Annotated in this window: 13 protein-coding genes; 4 read left to right on the top strand and 9 right to left on the bottom strand. The window is 62.3% G+C overall.

The features are described 5' to 3' along the window. Positions 1 to 40: 40 nt before the first annotated feature. From J4G38_RS12865 to J4G38_RS12885, 5 genes are all read right to left on the bottom strand, one after another. Entirely contained in the window at positions 41 to 2524 is a 2484-nt protein-coding gene (locus J4G38_RS12865; RefSeq protein ID WP_210520131.1) for a glycoside hydrolase family 2 TIM barrel-domain containing protein, read from the bottom strand. A 161-nt stretch (positions 2525 to 2685) separates the two neighbouring features. After that, the gene (locus tag J4G38_RS12870; protein WP_210520128.1) at positions 2686 to 3552 is read right to left on the bottom strand and encodes an SDR family oxidoreductase; all 867 of its coding nucleotides are present in this window, start codon (positions 3550 to 3552) and stop codon (positions 2686 to 2688) included. Then, the gene (locus tag J4G38_RS12875) at positions 3540 to 4724 is read right to left on the bottom strand and encodes an alginate lyase family protein (RefSeq protein ID WP_210520126.1); all 1185 of its coding nucleotides are present in this window, start codon (positions 4722 to 4724) and stop codon (positions 3540 to 3542) included. The genes J4G38_RS12870 and J4G38_RS12875 overlap by 13 nt, the downstream gene beginning before the upstream one ends. Further along, positions 4724 to 6148 (bottom strand): RagB/SusD family nutrient uptake outer membrane protein, encoded by a 1425-nt coding sequence (locus J4G38_RS12880; protein WP_210520124.1) that lies wholly within the window; start codon positions 6146 to 6148, stop codon positions 4724 to 4726. The genes J4G38_RS12875 and J4G38_RS12880 overlap by 1 nt, the downstream gene beginning before the upstream one ends. Positions 6149 to 6309: 161 nt before the next feature. Continuing rightward, a complete protein-coding gene (locus tag J4G38_RS12885; protein ID WP_210520122.1) occupies positions 6310 to 9381 on the bottom strand; it encodes a SusC/RagA family TonB-linked outer membrane protein in 3072 nt (1023 codons plus the stop codon). Positions 9382 to 9735: 354 nt separating this feature from the next. Here J4G38_RS12885 and J4G38_RS12890 point away from each other — a divergent pair, with 354 nt between their 5' ends. Together J4G38_RS12890 and J4G38_RS12895 are read left to right on the top strand one after the other, a co-directional pair. After that, positions 9736 to 12537 (top strand): substrate-binding domain-containing protein, encoded by a 2802-nt coding sequence (locus J4G38_RS12890; RefSeq protein WP_210520120.1) that lies wholly within the window; start codon positions 9736 to 9738, stop codon positions 12535 to 12537. 326 nt (positions 12538 to 12863) lie between these two features. Then, positions 12864 to 13940: a LacI family DNA-binding transcriptional regulator gene (locus J4G38_RS12895; RefSeq protein ID WP_210520118.1), complete on the top strand. Its 1077-nt coding sequence runs from the start codon at positions 12864 to 12866 to the stop codon at positions 13938 to 13940. Positions 13941 to 14118: 178 nt separating this feature from the next. On the opposite strand, the gene J4G38_RS12900 is transcribed toward J4G38_RS12895, so the two are convergent. From J4G38_RS12900 to J4G38_RS12915, 4 genes are read right to left on the bottom strand one after another with little or no spacing between them, the layout of a single operon-like run. Then, positions 14119 to 15258 carry a putative sensor domain DACNV-containing protein gene (locus J4G38_RS12900; RefSeq protein ID WP_210520116.1) on the bottom strand — a complete coding sequence of 380 codons (1140 nt, stop codon included), beginning with the start codon at positions 15256 to 15258 and terminating at the stop codon, positions 14119 to 14121. Positions 15259 to 15309: 51 nt separating this feature from the next. Further along, positions 15310 to 15996: a GNAT family N-acetyltransferase gene (locus J4G38_RS12905; protein WP_210520114.1), complete on the bottom strand. Its 687-nt coding sequence runs from the start codon at positions 15994 to 15996 to the stop codon at positions 15310 to 15312. A 54-nt stretch (positions 15997 to 16050) separates the two neighbouring features. Next, a complete protein-coding gene (locus tag J4G38_RS12910; protein ID WP_210520112.1) occupies positions 16051 to 16656 on the bottom strand; it encodes a CGNR zinc finger domain-containing protein in 606 nt (201 codons plus the stop codon). A gap of 20 nt (positions 16657 to 16676) precedes the next feature. Then, positions 16677 to 17018, bottom strand: coding sequence for a hypothetical protein (locus J4G38_RS12915; RefSeq protein WP_210520110.1), 342 nt, complete (start codon positions 17016 to 17018; stop codon positions 16677 to 16679). A gap of 111 nt (positions 17019 to 17129) precedes the next feature. On the opposite strand from J4G38_RS12915, the gene J4G38_RS12920 reads away from it, so the two are divergent. Beyond that, positions 17130 to 17864: an SDR family oxidoreductase gene (locus J4G38_RS12920; RefSeq protein WP_210520108.1), complete on the top strand. Its 735-nt coding sequence runs from the start codon at positions 17130 to 17132 to the stop codon at positions 17862 to 17864. 308 nt (positions 17865 to 18172) lie between these two features. Continuing rightward, positions 18173 to 18448: an ArsR/SmtB family transcription factor gene (locus J4G38_RS12925; protein WP_210520106.1), complete on the top strand. Its 276-nt coding sequence runs from the start codon at positions 18173 to 18175 to the stop codon at positions 18446 to 18448. The last annotated feature ends 93 nt before the right edge of the window (positions 18449 to 18541 follow it).

Genomic DNA, 18541 nt, shown 5'->3' on the forward strand with positions numbered 1-18541 from the left:
TATGCGTCTCCACAGGTTCTGATTTTCGCTGGAAGGCTCTTCATAGCGGCAACAGTACGGTGTCCAAACCGGGTGATTGCACGGCGACCACGCTTTGTCCGGCTTTGGCGGTCAGGCGGATGATGGCGCGGCCGTTGTAGGCCTGCACCTTGCGCGAGCCGCTGCTGGTGCCCAAATCATCGAGCAACCGGCCCTCGCCGGCCAGCGAAAACGCCACCCAGTTGGCGGCGTCGAGGCACTGCACGCCCTGCGCGTCGAAGAGCTTGACTTCGACGGTGGTGAGGCCGTTGGCTTCGGCGGTTTTGGTGAGGGCGAGCCGGGTGGGCTTGCCCCATTTCTGGGTCTGGTAGCGGAAATTGATTTCGTCGGTCACCGTTTGCCTGCCCTGGCGGGCCACGACGCGCACCTGATTCGGGCCCGTGGCGAAGGGCACGTTCCAGTGCAGGCCGGCAGCGGGGAAATCCTGGCTGCTGCGCTTCTTCACGCCGTAGCTTTTGCTGTTCACGAATAGCTCAGCCTCGGCGCAGTTGGAGTACACTTTCACCATTTTCAGCTCGCCCTCGTCGCCCCAGCGCACGGGCCAGGAATGGCCGTAGATGTGGGCCATCGGCGCGGTGGTCCAGTAGGATTGGAAGACGTAGTAGGCCTCTTTTTTGGTGAAATCGCGCTCCACCACGCCCTTCTGGTTCATGTATGGAATGGGGTTGTCGGGGCGCACAGGCGTCGAGAAATCCTTGAACGGCCAGTAGGCCGCGCCGCTGAGCCAGGGCATGGTTTCCTGCTCCTTCAGGTGCCAATCCACGAGGTTGCAGAGGTAAGTTTCGCTCCAGTCGCCGTCCTTCGACACGCGGGCGCTGCCGCCGAACAGCGAGGCGTCGCCGGCCTGCTCATCGGCCCCCTTGCCGGCCGTGATTTTGGCCAGCGCGTTGTCGGGGTTTTCGGAGTGGCGGCCGGCGTGGCTGTCGCCGCCCCACTCCATGTGCAGAAAGCGCTTCACGCCTTTAAATTCCTCTTCGGTGACTGATTTGTAATCGGTGTAAATGCCTCGGTACCAGCCGGCCCAGATGGAGGGCGAGTACACGTCGGGGATGTCCTTGCAGAAATCGCAGCGCCGGATGGCGGTGTAGCGCGAAGGGTCGAGCTGGTGCGCCAGGTTGTTCAGGCCCTTCATAAACGTGCGGATTTTCTCCTTGTCGAACTCCGAAAAATCGCCGGCCCAGTCGTTCTCATTGCCCAGCCCCCAGATGATGACGGCGGGGTGGTTCTCATGCTGCTGCACCAGGTGCGTGAGCATGCGCCGGGCCTGCGCCTGGTAGATTTCGCCGCCCAGCCCGCCCCGGCACCACGGAATTTCCTCCCACACCAGAATGCCCAGCGAGTCGCACAGACTGAGCACGATGCGCGACTGCTGGTAGTGGCCGAGGCGGATGAAATTGACGCCCATCTGCTTCATCAGCAGCATTTCCTGACGTATCTGGGCCTCCGTCATGGCAGCGGCCACGCCGGCGTGGTCCTCGTGGCGATGGGTACCGCGCAGCAGCAGGCGCTGCCCGTTCAGCAAATAAGGCCCGTGCTCCACAAATTCGCTGTGGCGGAACCCCACCTGCTCGCGCTGATGAAATGCCTGCGGCCCGCTGCCCACCGTCGTTTCCACGGTGTAGAGCTGCGGGTGCTCCGGCGACCACAGGCGCGGGCTTTTCACCACAAACTGATGCAGGGCCAGCTCGCCGGCTTTCACGTTCAGCGAGCCCGCGTATTTGCCCACCGGCTTGCCCAGCGGGTCGAGCAGGCGCACCGAAACGTTAGTGGCGGCCGTGGCCGTAGTGTTTTCCAGAAACGTGGCTTGCAGCGTGAGCAGGCCGGTTTTGCCCGTTTCGTCAACCTCGGCTTTGGCCGAAAGTCGCTCCAGCGCCACGGCCGGCCGGTACTCCAGGTTGAGGTAGCGGTAGAGGCCGCCGTAAACGTTGAAGTCCGACAAGTCGGACGGTATCATCTCCAAATCCCGCGAATTGTCGCAGCGGATGCTGAGCGGGATTTTGCCTTTGAACTGCTTCTGGAACGCTTCGGTCTGCTGAAAATCGGCCACGGCCTGGGTGATGTCCACGCTCCATTCGTCGTAGCCACCCACGTGGCTGCCCACTTTCGTGGTGTAGATATAGACGTCCGTTTTCTGGCCCGCTCCCTCGAAATGCAGGCGCGTGTGGCCGCCGGGGTAGGGGTTCTGCACGTCAATTTGAGTGCGATACCAGCCGGGGCCCTGGTAGTAGTTCACGTCGGGGTCCACGGCGTCGCGGGCGTTGAAGCAGTGGGGGAGCGTCACGGTTTCCCAGAGCGGCACGCTCTCGGGGTTGCCGGCCACCACGGGGCGCACGGCTTCCCAGATGCCGCCCAAATCCTGCCGCACAAACTCCCAGCCAGTCGTGAGCTGGCGGTGCTGCTGGGCCACCGCAGTGTGGGCAGCAGCCAGCAAAAGCAAAAGAAACAGCAGCCGCTGGGGAAGCTGGCTGGCTCGGATGGTGCGCATCAAATCAGGTTGGCCTTTGGGAGATTGAGGAAACAAGGCGGTCATGCAGAGCGTAGCGAAGCATCTCGCGTGGGGTAGTAATTCAATCGTTGAAAAAGAATTAGTGGTAGCATGCGAGATGCTTCGCTGCGCTCGGCATGACGTTCAAATTGGGCATGCTACTACACGCCGCCGAAGATGGAAAAGCCGCCATCCACGCAAATCATGGAGCCGGTGACGAACTGCGAGGCGTCGCTGAGCAGCCACACCAGCGCACCCTTCAGCTCATCGGGGTGGCCGAAGCGCTTGAAGGGCGTTTGGCGAATCACCAGCTCGCCGCGGGGGGTGAAGCCGCCATCGGGCGTGGTGAGCAGGGCGCGGTTTTGCTTGGTGAGGAAGAAGCCGGGGGCCAGCGCGTTCATGCGGATTTTATCGCCGTAGCGGTTGGCCATTTCCACGGCAAACCACTGGTTGTAGCAGTCCAGGGCCGCTTTGCCCATGTTGTAGCCCAGCACTTTGGTGATGGCCCGCTTCGAGTTCATGGAGGAAATGTTGACGATGCTGGCCTTGCCGGGTGCCTGCGCCAGGGCTTCGCCAAACACCTGCGTGGGCAGAATCGCGCCCCACAGGTTCAGTTCCATCACGCGCTTCATGCCGGCCAGGTTCATCCGGAAAACGTCCTCGGCGGGGTCGAGCACGCCATCGGCGCCGTTGCCGCCCGCGGCATTCACCAGCCCGTCGATGCGGCCGAAGGTGTCGAGTAATTGCTGGCAGGCGGCGCGCAGAGACGCTTCTTCCAGCACATCGGCGACCAGGGCCAGCGCCCGGCCGCCCTGGCTCTTGATAGTCTGGGCCCGGTCCTGGGCCACCGCCGCATTGCGCCCCAGGATGCCCACGGTGCCGCCGGCGGCCACGATGCTATCGATAAAAGCCTGGCCCAGAATGCCGGTTCCGCCGGTCACGGCAATGACTTTATCGCGCAGGGAAAACGGTTCCGTTGGGCTGGTTTGGGTGGTAAGCTCGGGCAAAGTCGCGTTCAGAAGGTCCACGGTAACGGGGTGAAGGTGGGAGATTTGGCGAACACCGCCGCCATATTCAGGTCGGGGTAGGCGCGGGTGGCCTGGGCATAGGCATCCAGGGCCAGGGTGTTGGAGGTGTTGGCCACGTCGGCTTTGTCCATCTTTTTTTCGCCCACCAGGTAGGGCCGGAACCAGCTCACGGCGGGGCGCAGGCCGCGGCCGTCGGGGGTGGTGTAGTGCCAGAGGTCGAGGCCGACGTGCGGGGCCAGCAGGGCCAGGCGGGTCCAGCCTTGCAGGTTCATGCTCACGTAGTTCCAGGGGCGGGTGCGGGCCAGCTCCAGGGGTTGGGCGCCATCGGGGGCGAGCTGCACGGCCACGCGGGGCCAGGTTTGCTGTTGCAGGGTGGCTTTGGCCAGGGCGTCGTCGCCGGTGAAGAGGGCGAAATCGACCACCTGCGTGTCGTAGAACGTGCCGTGGTTGTTCTTAGCCTGGCCTTCGGGCAGGGCAATGGGGCTGGTGGTGAGCCAGGTAGTGAAGCTTTTGAACCACGCTTTCAGGCCGGGTACCAGGTCCGCGTCCACGCTCGGGCTGCCGTTGAGCAGCGCCAGCGCTTCCGGAATATCCACCAGATGGCGGGTTTCAATAATGCCGAAATTCCGCCCCGAATTGATGCCCGGAATGCCCTGGCCGAAGTTCAGGTTGGGGTTCATGCGGGTGGCCGGGTCCAGGAAAAACGTGCGCAGCAGCTTGCTCGCCTGGCCGGCATACCGCTCATCAGCCGCGAAATAATAGGCCAGACTCAGCGCCTGCACGTCGGCGCAGAGCTTGCTCAGCGTCTCGCTGTCCTTCATGGCTTCGGCCTCGGGGTTGTGCAGGCCGTCTTTCTGGATGTAGGGCAGGCCGTTGGGCTTGCTGGGGTCGGGCCACCAGTAGGGCGCTTGCGAAATGTAGTCGTGCTTGTCGCCGCTGGGGGGCGTCTGGGGCTTGGTCGCCACCGAGTACGGGCCGCGCTTGAGGGCGCGGTCCGCCTCATGCAGCAGCTGTTGCACCTGCGCTGTTTCGGGCTGATGGTGGGCTTGGTAGGCCGTTTTGTAGGCGGCCATCGCCGCGGGGTCGAGCAGGAGAAAAGGCGCCGGGGCGGCCACGACGACTGGTTGGCCGGCAAACAGCCAACCAACCAGCACGAGGAAGAAAATGCGCATTAGTTATAACCAGGGTTTTGGGTCAGGTTGGGGTTCAGCACCAGCTCGGGCTGCGGAATGGGGAAGAGCAGGTAATGGTCGTCCACGACGCGGTTGAACACGGCCAATTCTCGCTGCTTCAGGCGGTTGAGGCGAATGAGGTCGAACCAGCGGTGACCTTCCTGGCACAGCTCCCAGCCCCGCTCACGGATGAGCATATCCACGAAGGCGTCTTTGGTGGTGACGCGGGTGGCAGCAAACGGCGGCAGGCCGGCACGCACCCGCACGCGGTTGTAGCCATCGTACTTCAGCGGGTCGTTGGCGTTCAGGTTGTTGCGGGCTTCGGATTGCAGCAGCAGGATGTCGGCGTAGCGGGTAATCAGGTAGTTGGTGCGGGCGTCGTTGATGATGCGCAGCGGGTCGCGAAACTTGTTGAAGTAGTAGCGGGCCAGCGTGGTGGTGCCGGCCACGTTGCTGATGTTCCAGGCCCGGCGCACGTCGGCGGTCTGGTAGGAGCGCACGAGGCTGTCTTCCACCGTGAAGGTACCCAGGCCGGCCAGCTGCGACGGCAAAAACTGCCGCACGATGATGCTGCCCGTGTTCGGCGGCAGGTCGAACTGAATGCTGAAGATGTGCTCCGGCCCGTTTTCCTTGTCGGGGTTGAACACGTCGCCGTACACCGGCAGCAGGCTGTAGGCGTTGGAGGCGATGACGCGGTTGCAGGCATCGAGGCCGCTTTGGTTGTCGCTGGCCTGGGCGGCGGGGCCGGCGGCGCGGGTCACGTACACTTTGGCGAGCAGGGCGGCGGCGGCCCCGCTCGAAACCCGGCCTTTGTCGGTGCCCGCAATCTGGGTTTCGATGGGGCAGTTGGCTTCGGCAAAGCGCAGGTCGGCAATGATTTGCTCGTACACCTGGGCCAGGGGCGTGCGGGCGGGTCGCAGGTCGTCGGTGGGGCCCTTCACGGTGGTGAGCACCAGCGGCACATCGCCAAAGCAGCGCGCCAAATCGAAGTAGCCCATGGCCCGCAGGAAGCGCGCATTGCCGATGATGTTGTTCTTGCGAACCGCGTCCATGCTCACGGCGGGCACTTTTTCGATGACGTCGTTGGCCCGGTTTATCATCAGGTAGGTGTTCAGCCACCAGCTGTTGATTTCGGTGTTGGTGGGCGTGAACGTGAAGCGCGAAAGCTGGGCCCGCTCGTCGGTGCTGGAACCCACGCGAATCAGCTCGGCGGGAAGTTCCGTGATTTGCCAGCCCGTGCGGCCAAAATAGGTTTGGGGCAGCAGCGCGTTGAACACGCCGTTGAGGCCGGCGATGGCGTCGCCTTCGGTCTGGTAAAAGTTGTCAGCGGCGATGAAGTCGTAGGGCTTCTCTTCCAGGAATTTTTTGCAGGAAGGAAACAAGCCCAACGACAGCAGGCTAAGAAGGATTATATTCTTTTTCATGGGATTGAGTGGGAAAGCACGAGTCATGCTCATCTGGCGTCCGCGCAGTCGAAGCATCTCTACTGCTTCTTTGCAGCGATTGGATTACTTGCGAGGTAGAGATGCTTCACTGCGTTCAGCATGACGTTCTGGTGCGTTATGTTCTGATTCTTGACGGTTTGTTAAAAGCCCATGCGCAGCCCGGCAATGAAGGTGCGGGTGCTGGGGAAGGCGTTGTAATCCGTGTTCAGGCTCAGGTTGTTGCTGCCGAAGGAGTTCACCTCGGGGTCGTAGCCGGTGTATTTGGTGAGGGTGACCAGGTTTTGGGCCGTCACGTAGATGTTGGCGGTTTTGATGGCTTTCAGCAGCTCGGGCACTTTGAAAGTGTAGCCCAGCGTCACCGTTTTCAGGCGCACGAAGCTGCCGTCCTCAATCACGTCGCTCACGATGCCGGTGCTGCGGCGCAGCGTGCTGCCGGCCCGCGCAATGGTGTTGCTGGTGCCGGGGCCGGTCCAGCGGTTCACCACGGTGGCGAGCTTGTTGGTGGTTGTGATGCCCGATTCCAGCTCGTAGCGGTTCAGGTTCAGCACGTCGTCGCCCTGCACGCCCTGGATGAACACGCTGAGGTTGAAGTTGCTCAGCTTGAAGTTGTTGGTGACGCCGTAGATGAACTTGGGCTGGGCCTGGCCGATGATGACGCGGTCGGTGGCCGTGATGGCGCCGTCGCCGTTCTGGTCCACGTAGCGCGGGTCGCCGGGGCGGGCGCCCGACTTCGTGCCGCTGGCCGTAATCTCATCCTGGGTCTGCCACAGGCCATCGAACTGGTAGCCGAAAAATGAGCCGATGGGCGAGCCCACGCGCAGCACGCTGGTGTTGCCCAGGCCCGAACCCACAAACAGGCTGGAGCTCGACGAGCCCACGTAGCGCTCGTATTCGCCGTTCAAATCCAGCACCTTGTTGCGGTTGAGCGAGAAGTTGAGGTTGGTGTTCCAGGAGAAGAATTTGCCGTCGAAGTTGGTCGTGTTCAGCGCCAGCTCCAGGCCCTTGTTTTCCACGCTGCCGGCGTTCAGGTAAATGCTGCCGAAACCGGTGGTGCGCGGAATGGAAACCTGCAGCAGCAAGTCGCTGGTTTTCTTGTAATAGGCGTCGGCGGTGAAGGTGATGCGGTTTTCGAGGAAGGCCAGGTCGACGCCCACGTTGCTGGAGGCCGTCGATTCCCAGCTCAGATTCGGGTTGGGAATGTTGGCCGGCACGAGGCCCACCAGCCGGGTGCTGCCCGAGGCGTAGGCGCCCACGCTGTAGCGCGACAGCGACTGGTAGTTACTGATTTCCTGGTTGCCGGTGATGCCGTAGCTGGCCCGCAGCTTCAGGTCGCTCAGGAAGGAAACGCCTTTCATAAACGGCTCATCAATCAGCCGGTAGGCGAAGGCCGCCGAGGGGAAGTAGCCCCATTTGTTGTTGGCCCCGAACCGCGAAGAGCCGTCGGCCCGCATCGTGAACGTGAACAGGAAACGCTGCATCAGCTGGTAGTTCACGCGGCCGAAGTACGAGGCCAGCGTGTTGGCGTAGCGGCCCGAGCCGGGCGTGAGCGTCACCGCGCCCAGCGAGAGGTTGTCGGTGCCCAGCGTGTTGGTGAAGAAGTTGGTGGCCGTCGAGTTGAAGTTGCTGCCCGCGAATTGCTGGAAGGTGAGGCCGCCCACCACGTTCAGCACGTTGTTCTCGTTCAGCGCCCGGTCGAAGGTCAGCGTGTTCTCGTTCACCCAGCTGTAGTTGTTGGCGTTGGAGCGCGTGGCCGAGCCGTTGGTGGTGCGGCCCAGGAAAATATCGGAGGGCCGGTACTGGTCAATCTGCTGGTTGTTGTAGTCGAGGCCGGCCGTGGAGCGCAACGTCAGGCCTTTGACGATGATGTAGTTAGCCGCCACGTTCACCAGGCCGCGCACGGTGGTGCGGTTGTCCTGGGCTTTTTCGGCGTAGGCCACCGGGTTGCCCACGTCTTCCACGTAGGGCAGCGGCGTGTTGGAGTAGGTGTAGGCCCCGTCGGCGTCGCGCACCGGCACAATGGGGCTGAAGCGCAGCGCATCGAGCAGCACCCCGCCGAAGCTGCCGCCCTGCGAGTTCACCAGCGCCCGCTGCTCGGAAGTGGCGGCTATCTGGCTCGAAAAGTTGAGGGTAATCTTGTTGCTGACCTTCTTGTCGAGGTTCAGCCGCACGGTGCCGCGCTTGAAGCCCGAGTTCAGGATAATGCCCTGCTGGTCGAAGTAGTTGAAGCTAAGGTTGTAGCGCGTTTCCTCGGTGCCGCCGTTGAAGCCCAGCTGGTAGTTGTTCATCTTGCCGGTGCGCAGGATTTCGCTCTGCCAGTCGGTGCCGGGGCCCAGGGCCGCAATCTGGTCGGGGGTGTAGGGGAGAGGCAGGGCGGTGGTGGGCGAGGCCGCGTTGCCCTGCGCCCGCACGTCGTTCAGGTAGTCGGCAAACTGCGGGGCCGTCATCAAATCGTACTTGTGGCGCACCCGCTGGATGCCGCTGTAGGCTTCGAAGCTGGTGGTGTTGCGGCCCACTTTGCCCTTTTTGGTCGTAATCAGCACCACGCCGTTGGCCCCGCGCGAGCCGTAGATGGCGGTGGCCGAGGCGTCCTTCAGCACCTCAATGCTCTCGATGTCGCTGGGGTTGATGGAGTTCAAATCGCCCGCGCCGGGAAAGCCGTCGACCACAAACAGCGGCTCGTTGCCGGAGTTGATGGAGTTGGTGCCGCGAATGCGGATGGACACGTTGCCGCCCGGCTCCGAGTTGGTTTGCGTCACCTGCACGCCGCTCACGCGGCCCTGCAAAATCTGGTCGGCGCGGGCAATGGGCGTTTCCGCCACCTGCTCGGCCGAAATGCTGGCCACCGAGCCGGTGATGTCGCGCTTGCGCTGGGTGCCGTAGCCCACCACCACCACCTCGTTGAGCCCCTGGCTTTGCTCCTTGAGCTGCACGCTGACGGAAGCCGAGGAGCCAATCGCCTGTTCCACTGATTCGAACCCGACGAAGGAGAATACCAGCACCGCCCCGTCAGCGGACGGCACAGCGAGGTCAAATTCGCCGGCGGCGTTGGTACTGGTGCCGGTAGTGGTGCCTTTCAGCAGCACCGACACGCCTGGCAGGGGCGTTTTGTCGGCCGCGCTGAACACCCGCCCGGACACTTGCCGGGACTGGGCCTGCGCCGCAAACGTTCCCAGGAACGCCAGCAGCCCAATAATGAGACGGAGTTTTTGCATATAGGTGGGTTTTTGTGGTGAGTGAGGGCTTAGTTGGCGATAGTAAAGAAAGAAGATGCCCTGCCGCGGACAACACCGAAAAGCCGGGTTTTTACGGAATCGTTTACGTAAATCAGGACAATTATCATTTGATTATCAGGTATTTGAGCTTAATAATGGCGCAAAATTTTCTGCATCTCCCGCACGGGCCACTCCCGGTGGGTCGGCCCGGCCCGCGGCCTGGCCGAGCGGAAGCCTTCGCGAATTGCCGAACCAGGGCCCCAAACCGCGCTTGCCGCGCGGCAGCCCGCTGGCTTAGCCTGTATATTTGGATAAGCGGTGCCGCCCGTCCCACCCCTGGCATCGCCGAATAGCGTGAACAGACTCTTCCCCGTGCGATTCCGGATGCTGCTGTGGTTGGTGCCGACGCTGGCGCTGCTGGCCGGCTGCGCGCCGGCCGCCCATCCGCCGGCCTACCGCATTGGCTTCTCGCAATGCAGCACCTCCGGCCCCTGGCGCCAGGCGGTGCTCACCGGCATGGAACGGGAGCTGAGCTTCCATCCGGAAGCGCAGCTGTGCATGCTGAATGCCCACGACGACAGCCACTTGCAGCGGCAGCAAATCCGGGAGCTGCTGCGGGGCGGCATCGACCTGCTGATTGTGTCGCCCTTTGACGCCGCCCTCGTAACTCCGGCGGTGGAAGAAGCCTACCGGCGCGGCATTCCGGTGGTGCTGCTCGACCGGCGCACCACCTCGCAGCAGTACACCGCCTACGTGGGCGGCGACAACGTGGAAGTGGGCCAGACCGCTGCCCGGTACGCGGCGCGCTTACTGAAGGAGCGGGGCAGCGTAATCGAAGTGCTGGGCGCGCTGGCTTCGTCGGCTACGGCGGGGCGGCACCAGGGATTTGCCCAGGGCCTCGCGGCCTTTCCCAACCTACACGTCGCCGCCCAAATCAACGGTGACTGGAACGTGACCGCGCTGAAAAAGCCGCTCCTGGCCGCCCTGAAAGCGCATCCGGAGGTGTCGCTCATTTTCGCCCACAACGACCGGATGGCCGTGAGTGCCGCCGAAGTTTGCCAGCAGCTGGGGCGGGCCGGGCAGGTGCGCGTCATCGGCGTTGATGGCCTGGACCCGGGCCTGGTGCAAAAGGGCGTGCTGAAGGCGTCGATGCTGTACTCGACGGCCGGCGAAGACGCCATTCGCACCGCCCTGAAAATCCTGAATCATCAGCCGTTCAAGCGGGAAAACATCCTGGGCACGCTGGTTATCGACTCCACCAACGTGCTGACCCTGCAGCGGCAGACCGATAAAATTCGCACGCAGCAGCAGGATATTGAGCAGCAGCAGGGCCTGTTGCAACGCCTGCGCGCCACGTATGCCAACCTGCAAACGGCCCTCTACGGCTTGCTCGCCACGCTGCTCGGGGCGCTGGTGCTGGGCGCCGTGGCGTGGCGCTCGGCCCGCAAAAACCGCCAGATTAACCATCAGCTGGCCCTGCAAAATGCGGAGAACGATAAAATCAACCACCAGCTGGTCAGCCAGAACGAGGAAATCCGGATGCAGCGCAACCAGCTCGAAGCCCTCGCCGAACAATCCCGCGTCGACACCGAAGCCAAGCTCCGCTTCTTTACCAACTTCTCGCACGAGCTGCGCACGCCCCTCACCCTGATAATGGGGCCGGTGGAAGAGCTGCTCACCAGCAGCGCCGAGCTGTCGGGCGCGCAGCGCCAGGACCTGGCCCTGGTGCGGCGCAACACCCAGCGCCTGTTGCAGCTCGTGAACCAGCTGCTGGATTTCCGCAAAATTGAGGTGGGCAAAACGGCCGTGCGGGCCTCCGAAAGCAATCTGGTGGCCTTCGTGCGCGAGATTGTGGATGCCTTCGAGAAGCCCGCCCAGCTGCGCGGGGTGCGCCTGCGGTTTCTGGCCGCCGAGCCGGAGTTATTCGCGTGGTTCGACGCCAACCTCCTGGATAAAGTCTTTCTCAACCTGCTCTCCAATGCCCTGAAATTCACCCCCGACCAGGGCCGGATTACCATCAGCCTGCAAGCCGCCGACCACGGCCGGGCGCTGCAAGTCAGCATTGCCGATACCGGCCGGGGCATCAGCGAGCAGGACCAGGCGCACATTTTTGAGTGGTTTTACCAAGGTGAGCAAGGGGGCGTGGCCAAGGGCTCGGGCATGGGGCTGGCGCTGGCGCACGGGCTGGTGCGCCTGCACCTGGGGCAGCTCGCGTTCAGCAGCCAGCCGGGCCAGGGCAGCACGTTCACGGTCACGCTGCCCCGGGAATTGCCGGAAGCCTTGCGTGCCGTGAGCCGGACCGATTCTCCGGCTATTGCCTTGGACGAGCCGGAGCCGATTCCCGGCGATTTTGGGCTGGAAGTGCCGCTGGACACGGCCGAAACGGGCCGCGAAACGCTGGTGCTCGTGATTGAGGACAACCCGGAAGTGAATGATTTCCTGGCCCGGAAGCTGCGCGGCGATTTCCGGGTGCAAAGCGCCACCGATGGCCACACCGGCTTCCGAATGGCCACCGACCTGATTCCCGACCTGATAGTGTGCGACGTGATGATGCCCGGCCTGAGCGGGCTGGAGGTGGTGGCCCAGCTGCGGGCCGACTGGCGCACGTCGCACATTCCGGTGGTGCTGCTCACGGCCCGCCACGCGCCCGAGCAGCAGGTGGAAGGCGTGCAGGCCGGCGCTGACCTCTACCTTACCAAGCCGTTCAGCCCCACGTTTTTGCTCGAAAGCGTGCGCACGCTGCTGGCCAACCGCGCCCGGCAGCGCGAGCATTTCCGCCGCGAGCTAAGCCTGGACACCGCCACCGTGGCCACCAACCCCGACCAGAAATTCCTGGCCGACCTCACCGCCACCATCGAGGCCAACCTCACCAAAACCGACCTGAGCGTGGAGGAAGTGGCCCGCAGCCTGGGCATTTCGCGCATGCAGCTCTACCGCAAAGTGAAGGCCGTGCTGGGCACCGGCGTCACGGACTTTATCCAGAGCCTGCGCCTCACCAAAGCCCGCGAATTGCTGCTCGACGACCGGCGCACGATTGCCGATGTGGCCTACGAACTGGGCTTCTCGTCGCCCTCTTATTTCGCCACCAGCTTCCGGGCCCGCTATCAGCTCACGCCGTCGGAGTTTCGGGCCATGCACGTTTCGTCGGCCAACTGAAACAATCTCAAAAGCCCTGCAACAAAAGTGAAACCGAACCTGGCAACGGGCTCGGTTTTTTATTTGTATAAACTTGATAATAAGTATTTTGAATAAAAATTCGCTCATGAACAGGGTTTGAATAAAATGTGCACGGAGTAGGGACGGGGAATGCAGAATTTTATGCAAGCAGGAAAAAAGCCACCACCTCGCCGCGGTAATACGGGTGAATCCTGGCGGTTTTGTCGGCCTGACAGGGCCTTTTTCTGGCTGCTTTTTCATTCTGCCGGTGGCTGTTCAGGCCGCAGCTCCCGATGCTGGCCCCGGTACTAACCCCGATTCTTCCCATGAGTGCTATCAACCTCAAGCAGCTGGCCGGCCAGCTGGGCCTGTCGTCGTCCACGGTGTCGCGGGCGCTGCGCGACAGCTACGAAATCAGCACCGCGACCCGCGAGCGGGTGCAGGTGATGGCCCGGCAGCTCGACTACCAGCCCAACCCGTACGCCGGCAGCCTGCGCAACAACGTGACCAAAACCATCGGGGTGATTTTGCCCGAGGTCGACAACCATTTTTTCTCCTCGGCCATCAACGGCATCGAGGAAGTGGCGCAGCAAAATGGCTACCACGTCCTCATTTACCTGACGCACGACAGCGAAGAGCAGGAAAAATCAGTGTCCCAATACCTCACCAGCGGGCGCGTCGATGGCATTCTGGTGTCGTTGGCCAGCGGCACCCGCAACATCAGCCACCTCGAAAAGCTGAAGAAGCTGGAAATTCCCATGGTCCAGTTCGACCGGGTGAGCAAAAAGCTGAACACGGCCACCGTGACCACCGACGACTACGTGAGCGGCTACAAGGCCACCGAGCACCTCATCCGGGCCGGGTGCCGCCGCATCGCCTACCTGCTGGTGTCCGAGAACTTGTCGATTGGCAGCAAGCGCATGCAGGGCTACCTGGCGGCCCTGCACGACCACCACATTCCCTACGACGCCGGCCTGGTGCTCAACGGCAGCGGCCCGAACGATGAAAACCTGGTACGCATCAGGCACTTTCTGCGGCAGAACCCGCAGGTCGACGGCATCTTTGCCTCTGTCGAGCGCCTGGCTCTGAGCAGCTACCACGCCTGCCAAAGCCTGGGAATTGCCATTCCGAAGGCCATCAAAATCATCGGGTTTTCCAACATGGAAACCGCTTCGCTGCTCGCCCCCAGCCTCACCACCATCACTCAGCCCGCCTATGCGGTGGGCAAGGAAGCCGCCCGCATCCTGTTCCACGCAATCACGAAAAACAAGCCGGTGCTGCCCGCCCAAAGCATCGAGTTAAAGTCCGAGCTGGTGGTGAGGGCGTCGACGCAAGCCGGTAGCCAACCTACGAATGCGCGGTTTGTTGAAGTGTGCCAGGCAGTCCAGGCAGTAGGCTTTTGATGGGCTTAGGATTTCCACAATTGGTGCCTCACCTTAGCCGCAAAGCGGCGGCACTCTTGGCTCGCGGTAGGTGCCGCCGCTTTGCGGCAAGGTGACTGCGTAACTTCTGTGGGTAAACTGGAACGAGCACCCCAAATTGAAAATTCGAGGTGCTCGTTCCGATAACTCAACCGGTCATTCAAAGCAGCAAGACGTCGATGCGGTGCGCGTGCACCATCTCAAGCCGGTTCGACCAGGCAAAGAGCGTGAAGAAGCCGTCCTGCGAGGCCACCAGCGCCAGAGAGTCGCGTTGGTCGTGCACAAACTGGGCGGCGGCCAGGTGGCGGGTGCCGCCGTTTTGGGCAGGGTGCACGGTGCGCGGCTGGCTGCCCACCACGGGCTCGGTGATGACCATTTGCTCGACGGGCGTGCTGGTGGCCGCCCGCGTCACCTTCGCCCCGAAGGCCAGCATTTCGTAGCCTTGCGTGAGCACGGTGGCGCCGTCGACGGCCGTAAAGCCGCCCACTACGCCAATGGCACGGAGCAGACTTTCCTGCCATTCCTGGCTGAGCGGCCCGGTGGTGCCCCGGTGCAGCAGCTCGGCAATAGTGCCAAAGGGCGGCAGCACGGGGTATTTCAGGGGCTGCACAATGGAGGCCTGCCACGTGGCCGACTGCGGCGGCACCAGCAGCACCAGTCCGCCCCGGCCGTGCAGGCGCATGGCGGCGGCCAGCTCTACCAGCACGTTCACGGCCGTGCCGGCCTGGGCCAGCAGCGGCATCCCGTAGAGCGAGGCCAGCAGCGCCGGGCAGTCCAATAGCTCCCGGTTTTCTTCGTCCACCATCTGCAGCTGGTCGCCGCGCAGCACGGCCACGTTGATGAACTTGCCCAGGCCCTCCTGGCGCGAATGCTTGACCACGAGCAAGCCGGGCTCCACCACTTCCAGCACCAGGCACAGCGCGGGCAGGCGCGTGGCGGTGCCCCAGATGTAGAGGTCGTCGCCCTCGGCCCACACGCCCAGGTGGGTGCCCGGCTGCTCCACCGCCGGCGCCAGCTTGAGCAGGTTGTGCGGCGTGAGGCGCAGGCGGTGGGCCAGCTCCAGCGGGGCCGTCGTTTGCGCGGACGACAGCAGGGCCAGCGATATTTTGGGCGGGTGGCCTTCTTCCTGGCGCAGGCTGGTCCAGAACGCCACATCAATCAGCGCTTCCAGCAACGGCACGGCCGGGGGCGGCCCCAGGGCGGCCCCGCCGGCCGTGGTCAGCGCCAGGTGGTGGGCAAAATGCGCGGCAATGGCCGGGGCCACCATGCGGGCCCCCAGGTAACTCGGTTCGGATAACATGGAGAGGAATTGGTGCGAGGCGGCCCAAAGGACCGGAATTTAGCAGCAAGTCTACGCGTGCTGCTGCTGAATCGTATAAATCGACAATTCCCGGCGAACTGCAAACCCCAGGAATTTATACACGGCAATGGCCCTGGCGTTGTCGGCTCTCACGTGCAGGAAGGGGATGCCCGCGGCTGCTTTTATCCGGCGAATCTGGCTGAGCAGCAGCTGGCGGGCATGCCCCTGGCCGAGGTGGTCCGGGTGGGTGCACACCGCGCTGATTTCGGCATATGGGCGCGGGTGCAGCCGCTGGCCGGCCATGGCCACCAGCTCCGTTCCCTGAAAAATCCCCTCGTAATGGCCAAAGGCGATGGTGTTCTGAAAAAATGGCCCGGGATTGGTCATTCTGGTGAGGGCGAGCATGGCGGGCACGTGCTGCTCCCGCAACGGAACCAGCGCCTGCTGCGCCGCCACGGGCTCTGCCGGGGCATCATGCACCAGCTGCAGCACCCTCGTGTGCCGCACCACTGTCCACAGCGCCGGAATCGTCAGCTCGTCGGGAGTAACCACGCCAAAAGTGCCTTCGAAGGGAATAAGGTCGTGGAGGGCCACCAGCCCGGCCGGCGTGATGGCCGCCAGGCCCACGAAAGGCGACACGTCCCTCGGGAAATATTTCGCCCGCTCGTCGCCGTTCGCCAGGCTTTCATTGCCTGAAATCAGTGCGTTCCAAACCGGATTATCGAGTAGGTGGGCCATGCAGAAAAAAGTGCTGGAAGGGATGAAGTGCAAAGCGGCGGCGTTGCCGCGTGCTCAGGCTTTCGCTTTCTGCTTGTGGTAGTAGCGCAAGGCTTTGGCCTGGGTGCCGCACGTAGCGCACCACGCCCGGCTCTGGTTCTTGGTGGTATCGAAAAAAAAGACCGTACAGTGCGGATTCGAGCAGGCCTTGACGCGCCCGGCCTCGGCGGCAACTGCCAGCTCGGCAAAAGATTCGGCCAGGGGCACGGCCAGGTGCGCGGACTCGCGCAGCTCCAGCCGGGACTGAAGCTGCCAGTGGCCATCATCGGTGAGCACCAGCTGCCCCGAGCGGGAGCCGCTGCGCAACAGGGCCTGCAGGCGGGCGAGTTCGGCCGGGGGGAGGGGCTGCTGGGCGTGCAGCGCCGCGAAGAGCGGCCGCAGGTCGGCCCGCAGCGCCTGAAACTGCGCCACCACCTGCTCCGGCACTTCACTGGCCCACTTGCGAAGGGCGGCTAAGTCGGCGGGGTCGGTGAAAACACCGCGCTCAATGAGCCAGTCGGCCACCTGCTGTGCCGTTTGGAGCCGCTCGACCGGGCCCTGCTTGCTGGCGTACTCGGTGTTGAGAAAATCGATACAGAGATACTTGTCTTTAATGGCCGATTTGGGGTCAGAAAGGGGCATAGGGCACAGTAATAATATAATTAGTCAATGGGAATCAGCATAATGGCCAGGGGCGTAACCCCACTTTTCCCGACTGCAAAGATATGGAATACTTTACAGGCAATGCCTTCTTTGCCAGTAAAACGAAGGGCCGACTTATTCCGGAAATGCTCCCCGCTAATTCCGGCTGCCGTCCTCTCTTGAATAGGCACAGTTGATTTATTCCAGAGCCAATTGATTGAAAAAAGCGGACCGGCAAAAAAATAATTAGCCAGTAAAATGCCCTGAATCAATTCCTGACAACGCAGAAAGCAGTTTGGGACGGGCATCAATGCTTTACCGTTAAAAATAATTATTGCCGGTAAAGTAACGAAGATATACATTTGTCCACCCTAAAGTTATTTAGGCAGTAAAAACGACCGGCCATGGGCCCAGCCGGCTTACCCACACCATTTTTCCAGCTGAATAACTTCAGCCGCATTTTTCTCTTCACCATGAACACGCAAGACAACACCATCCTCATCATCGGCGGCAGTGCGGGCATTGGCTTCGAACTGGCCAGGCTCCTTTCCTCCAATGGCAACCGCGTCATCATCACCGGCCGCAACGCCGAGCGCCTGCGGCAAGCCGCCGCGCAGCTGCCGGGCGTGACGGCCATTGCCGGCGACGTGAGCAAAGCGGACGACGTGGAGCGCCTGGTCGCCCAACTCGCCCAGGAGTACCCCGCGCTCAATCTGGTCATCAATAATGCCGGTGCGGCCTTTGTCCACAGTCTCGTGCTGGACAACGGCACGTTTGCCAGGGCCGAAGCGGAAATGCTGACCAACTACCTGGCCATCATTCGCCTCAACGAGCTGCTGCTGCCCTTGCTCAAGCGCCAGCCGGCTGCCGCCATCGTCAACGTGTCGTCCATTGTGGCCTTCGCGCCCACTGGTTCAATAGCCACGTACAGCGCCAGCAAGGCGGCTCTGCACTCCTACACCCAGTCCTTGCGCTTCGCGCTGGCTGCTACTTCGGTAAAGGTATTTGAGCTGATGCCCCCGCTCGTGAACACCGATTTCTCGCAGGATATCGGCGGCGCGAATGGCATTCCGCCCGCCCAGGTGGCCGAAGAGCTTGTGCAGGCGCTGGAGCAGGACGAATACGAAATCCACGTGGGCAACACGGCCGGCATCTACCAGCTGTCGCTTGCCGACCCGGCGGCAGCTTTCCAGGCCATGAACGGCTGAGGCGAAGCCCGTGCGGTGAGCAATACGACTTCGTTGGGCGCAGCTCTTGGGTGGATTATTCCGCTCAAGGGCTGCGTTTTTTGCCTTTCAGGGTGCTTTTAGCTTCTTCCGGGTTTTGCCCGAAACGTAAGGGGGCGGTGCGGTGCGATGCTCGGGCCAGGTATTGATTATGTTCAGGTTGTTGGTTCTAATAGGGTGGTGGCCCGAGCAGTTGCGAGTCCGTAAAGAAGGTGGCAAGAACCAATCGGCGGGCAAAGCGGTTGAGCACTCATTAACACATGCACATGTGTTTAGTATCTTTACGCTCAATGGATACCAAGTCCCTCGTTAAAATCGCCAAAGCCCTGAGCGACCCGAACCGCCTGCGCATCCTACAGGAGATTTCGCAGGCCCCGCAAGTGGCTTGTGCTGATTTGTTTGACGTTGCGCCCGTCAGCCAGCCGTCGATGTCGCACCACGTAAAAGCGTTGGTAGAAGCCGGGCTGGTGGAGTCGCACAAAGAGGGCCGCTGCGTGCACCTGTCGGTGAATGCCGAGAAGCTCCAGGAGCTGGAAAGCTTTCTTCAGCTGCTGAAAAGCAAATAGGCCTTACCGGACCAGCTGATAGAAATAGTCAGCTGGTTTTTTAAATCCCGAAAACATCAATGCTTGTTTATGTGTTTATGGAAAACACGCTCA

The organism is Hymenobacter terricola (assembly GCF_017921975.2).
Taxonomy (GTDB): domain Bacteria; phylum Bacteroidota; class Bacteroidia; order Cytophagales; family Hymenobacteraceae; genus Hymenobacter; species Hymenobacter terricola.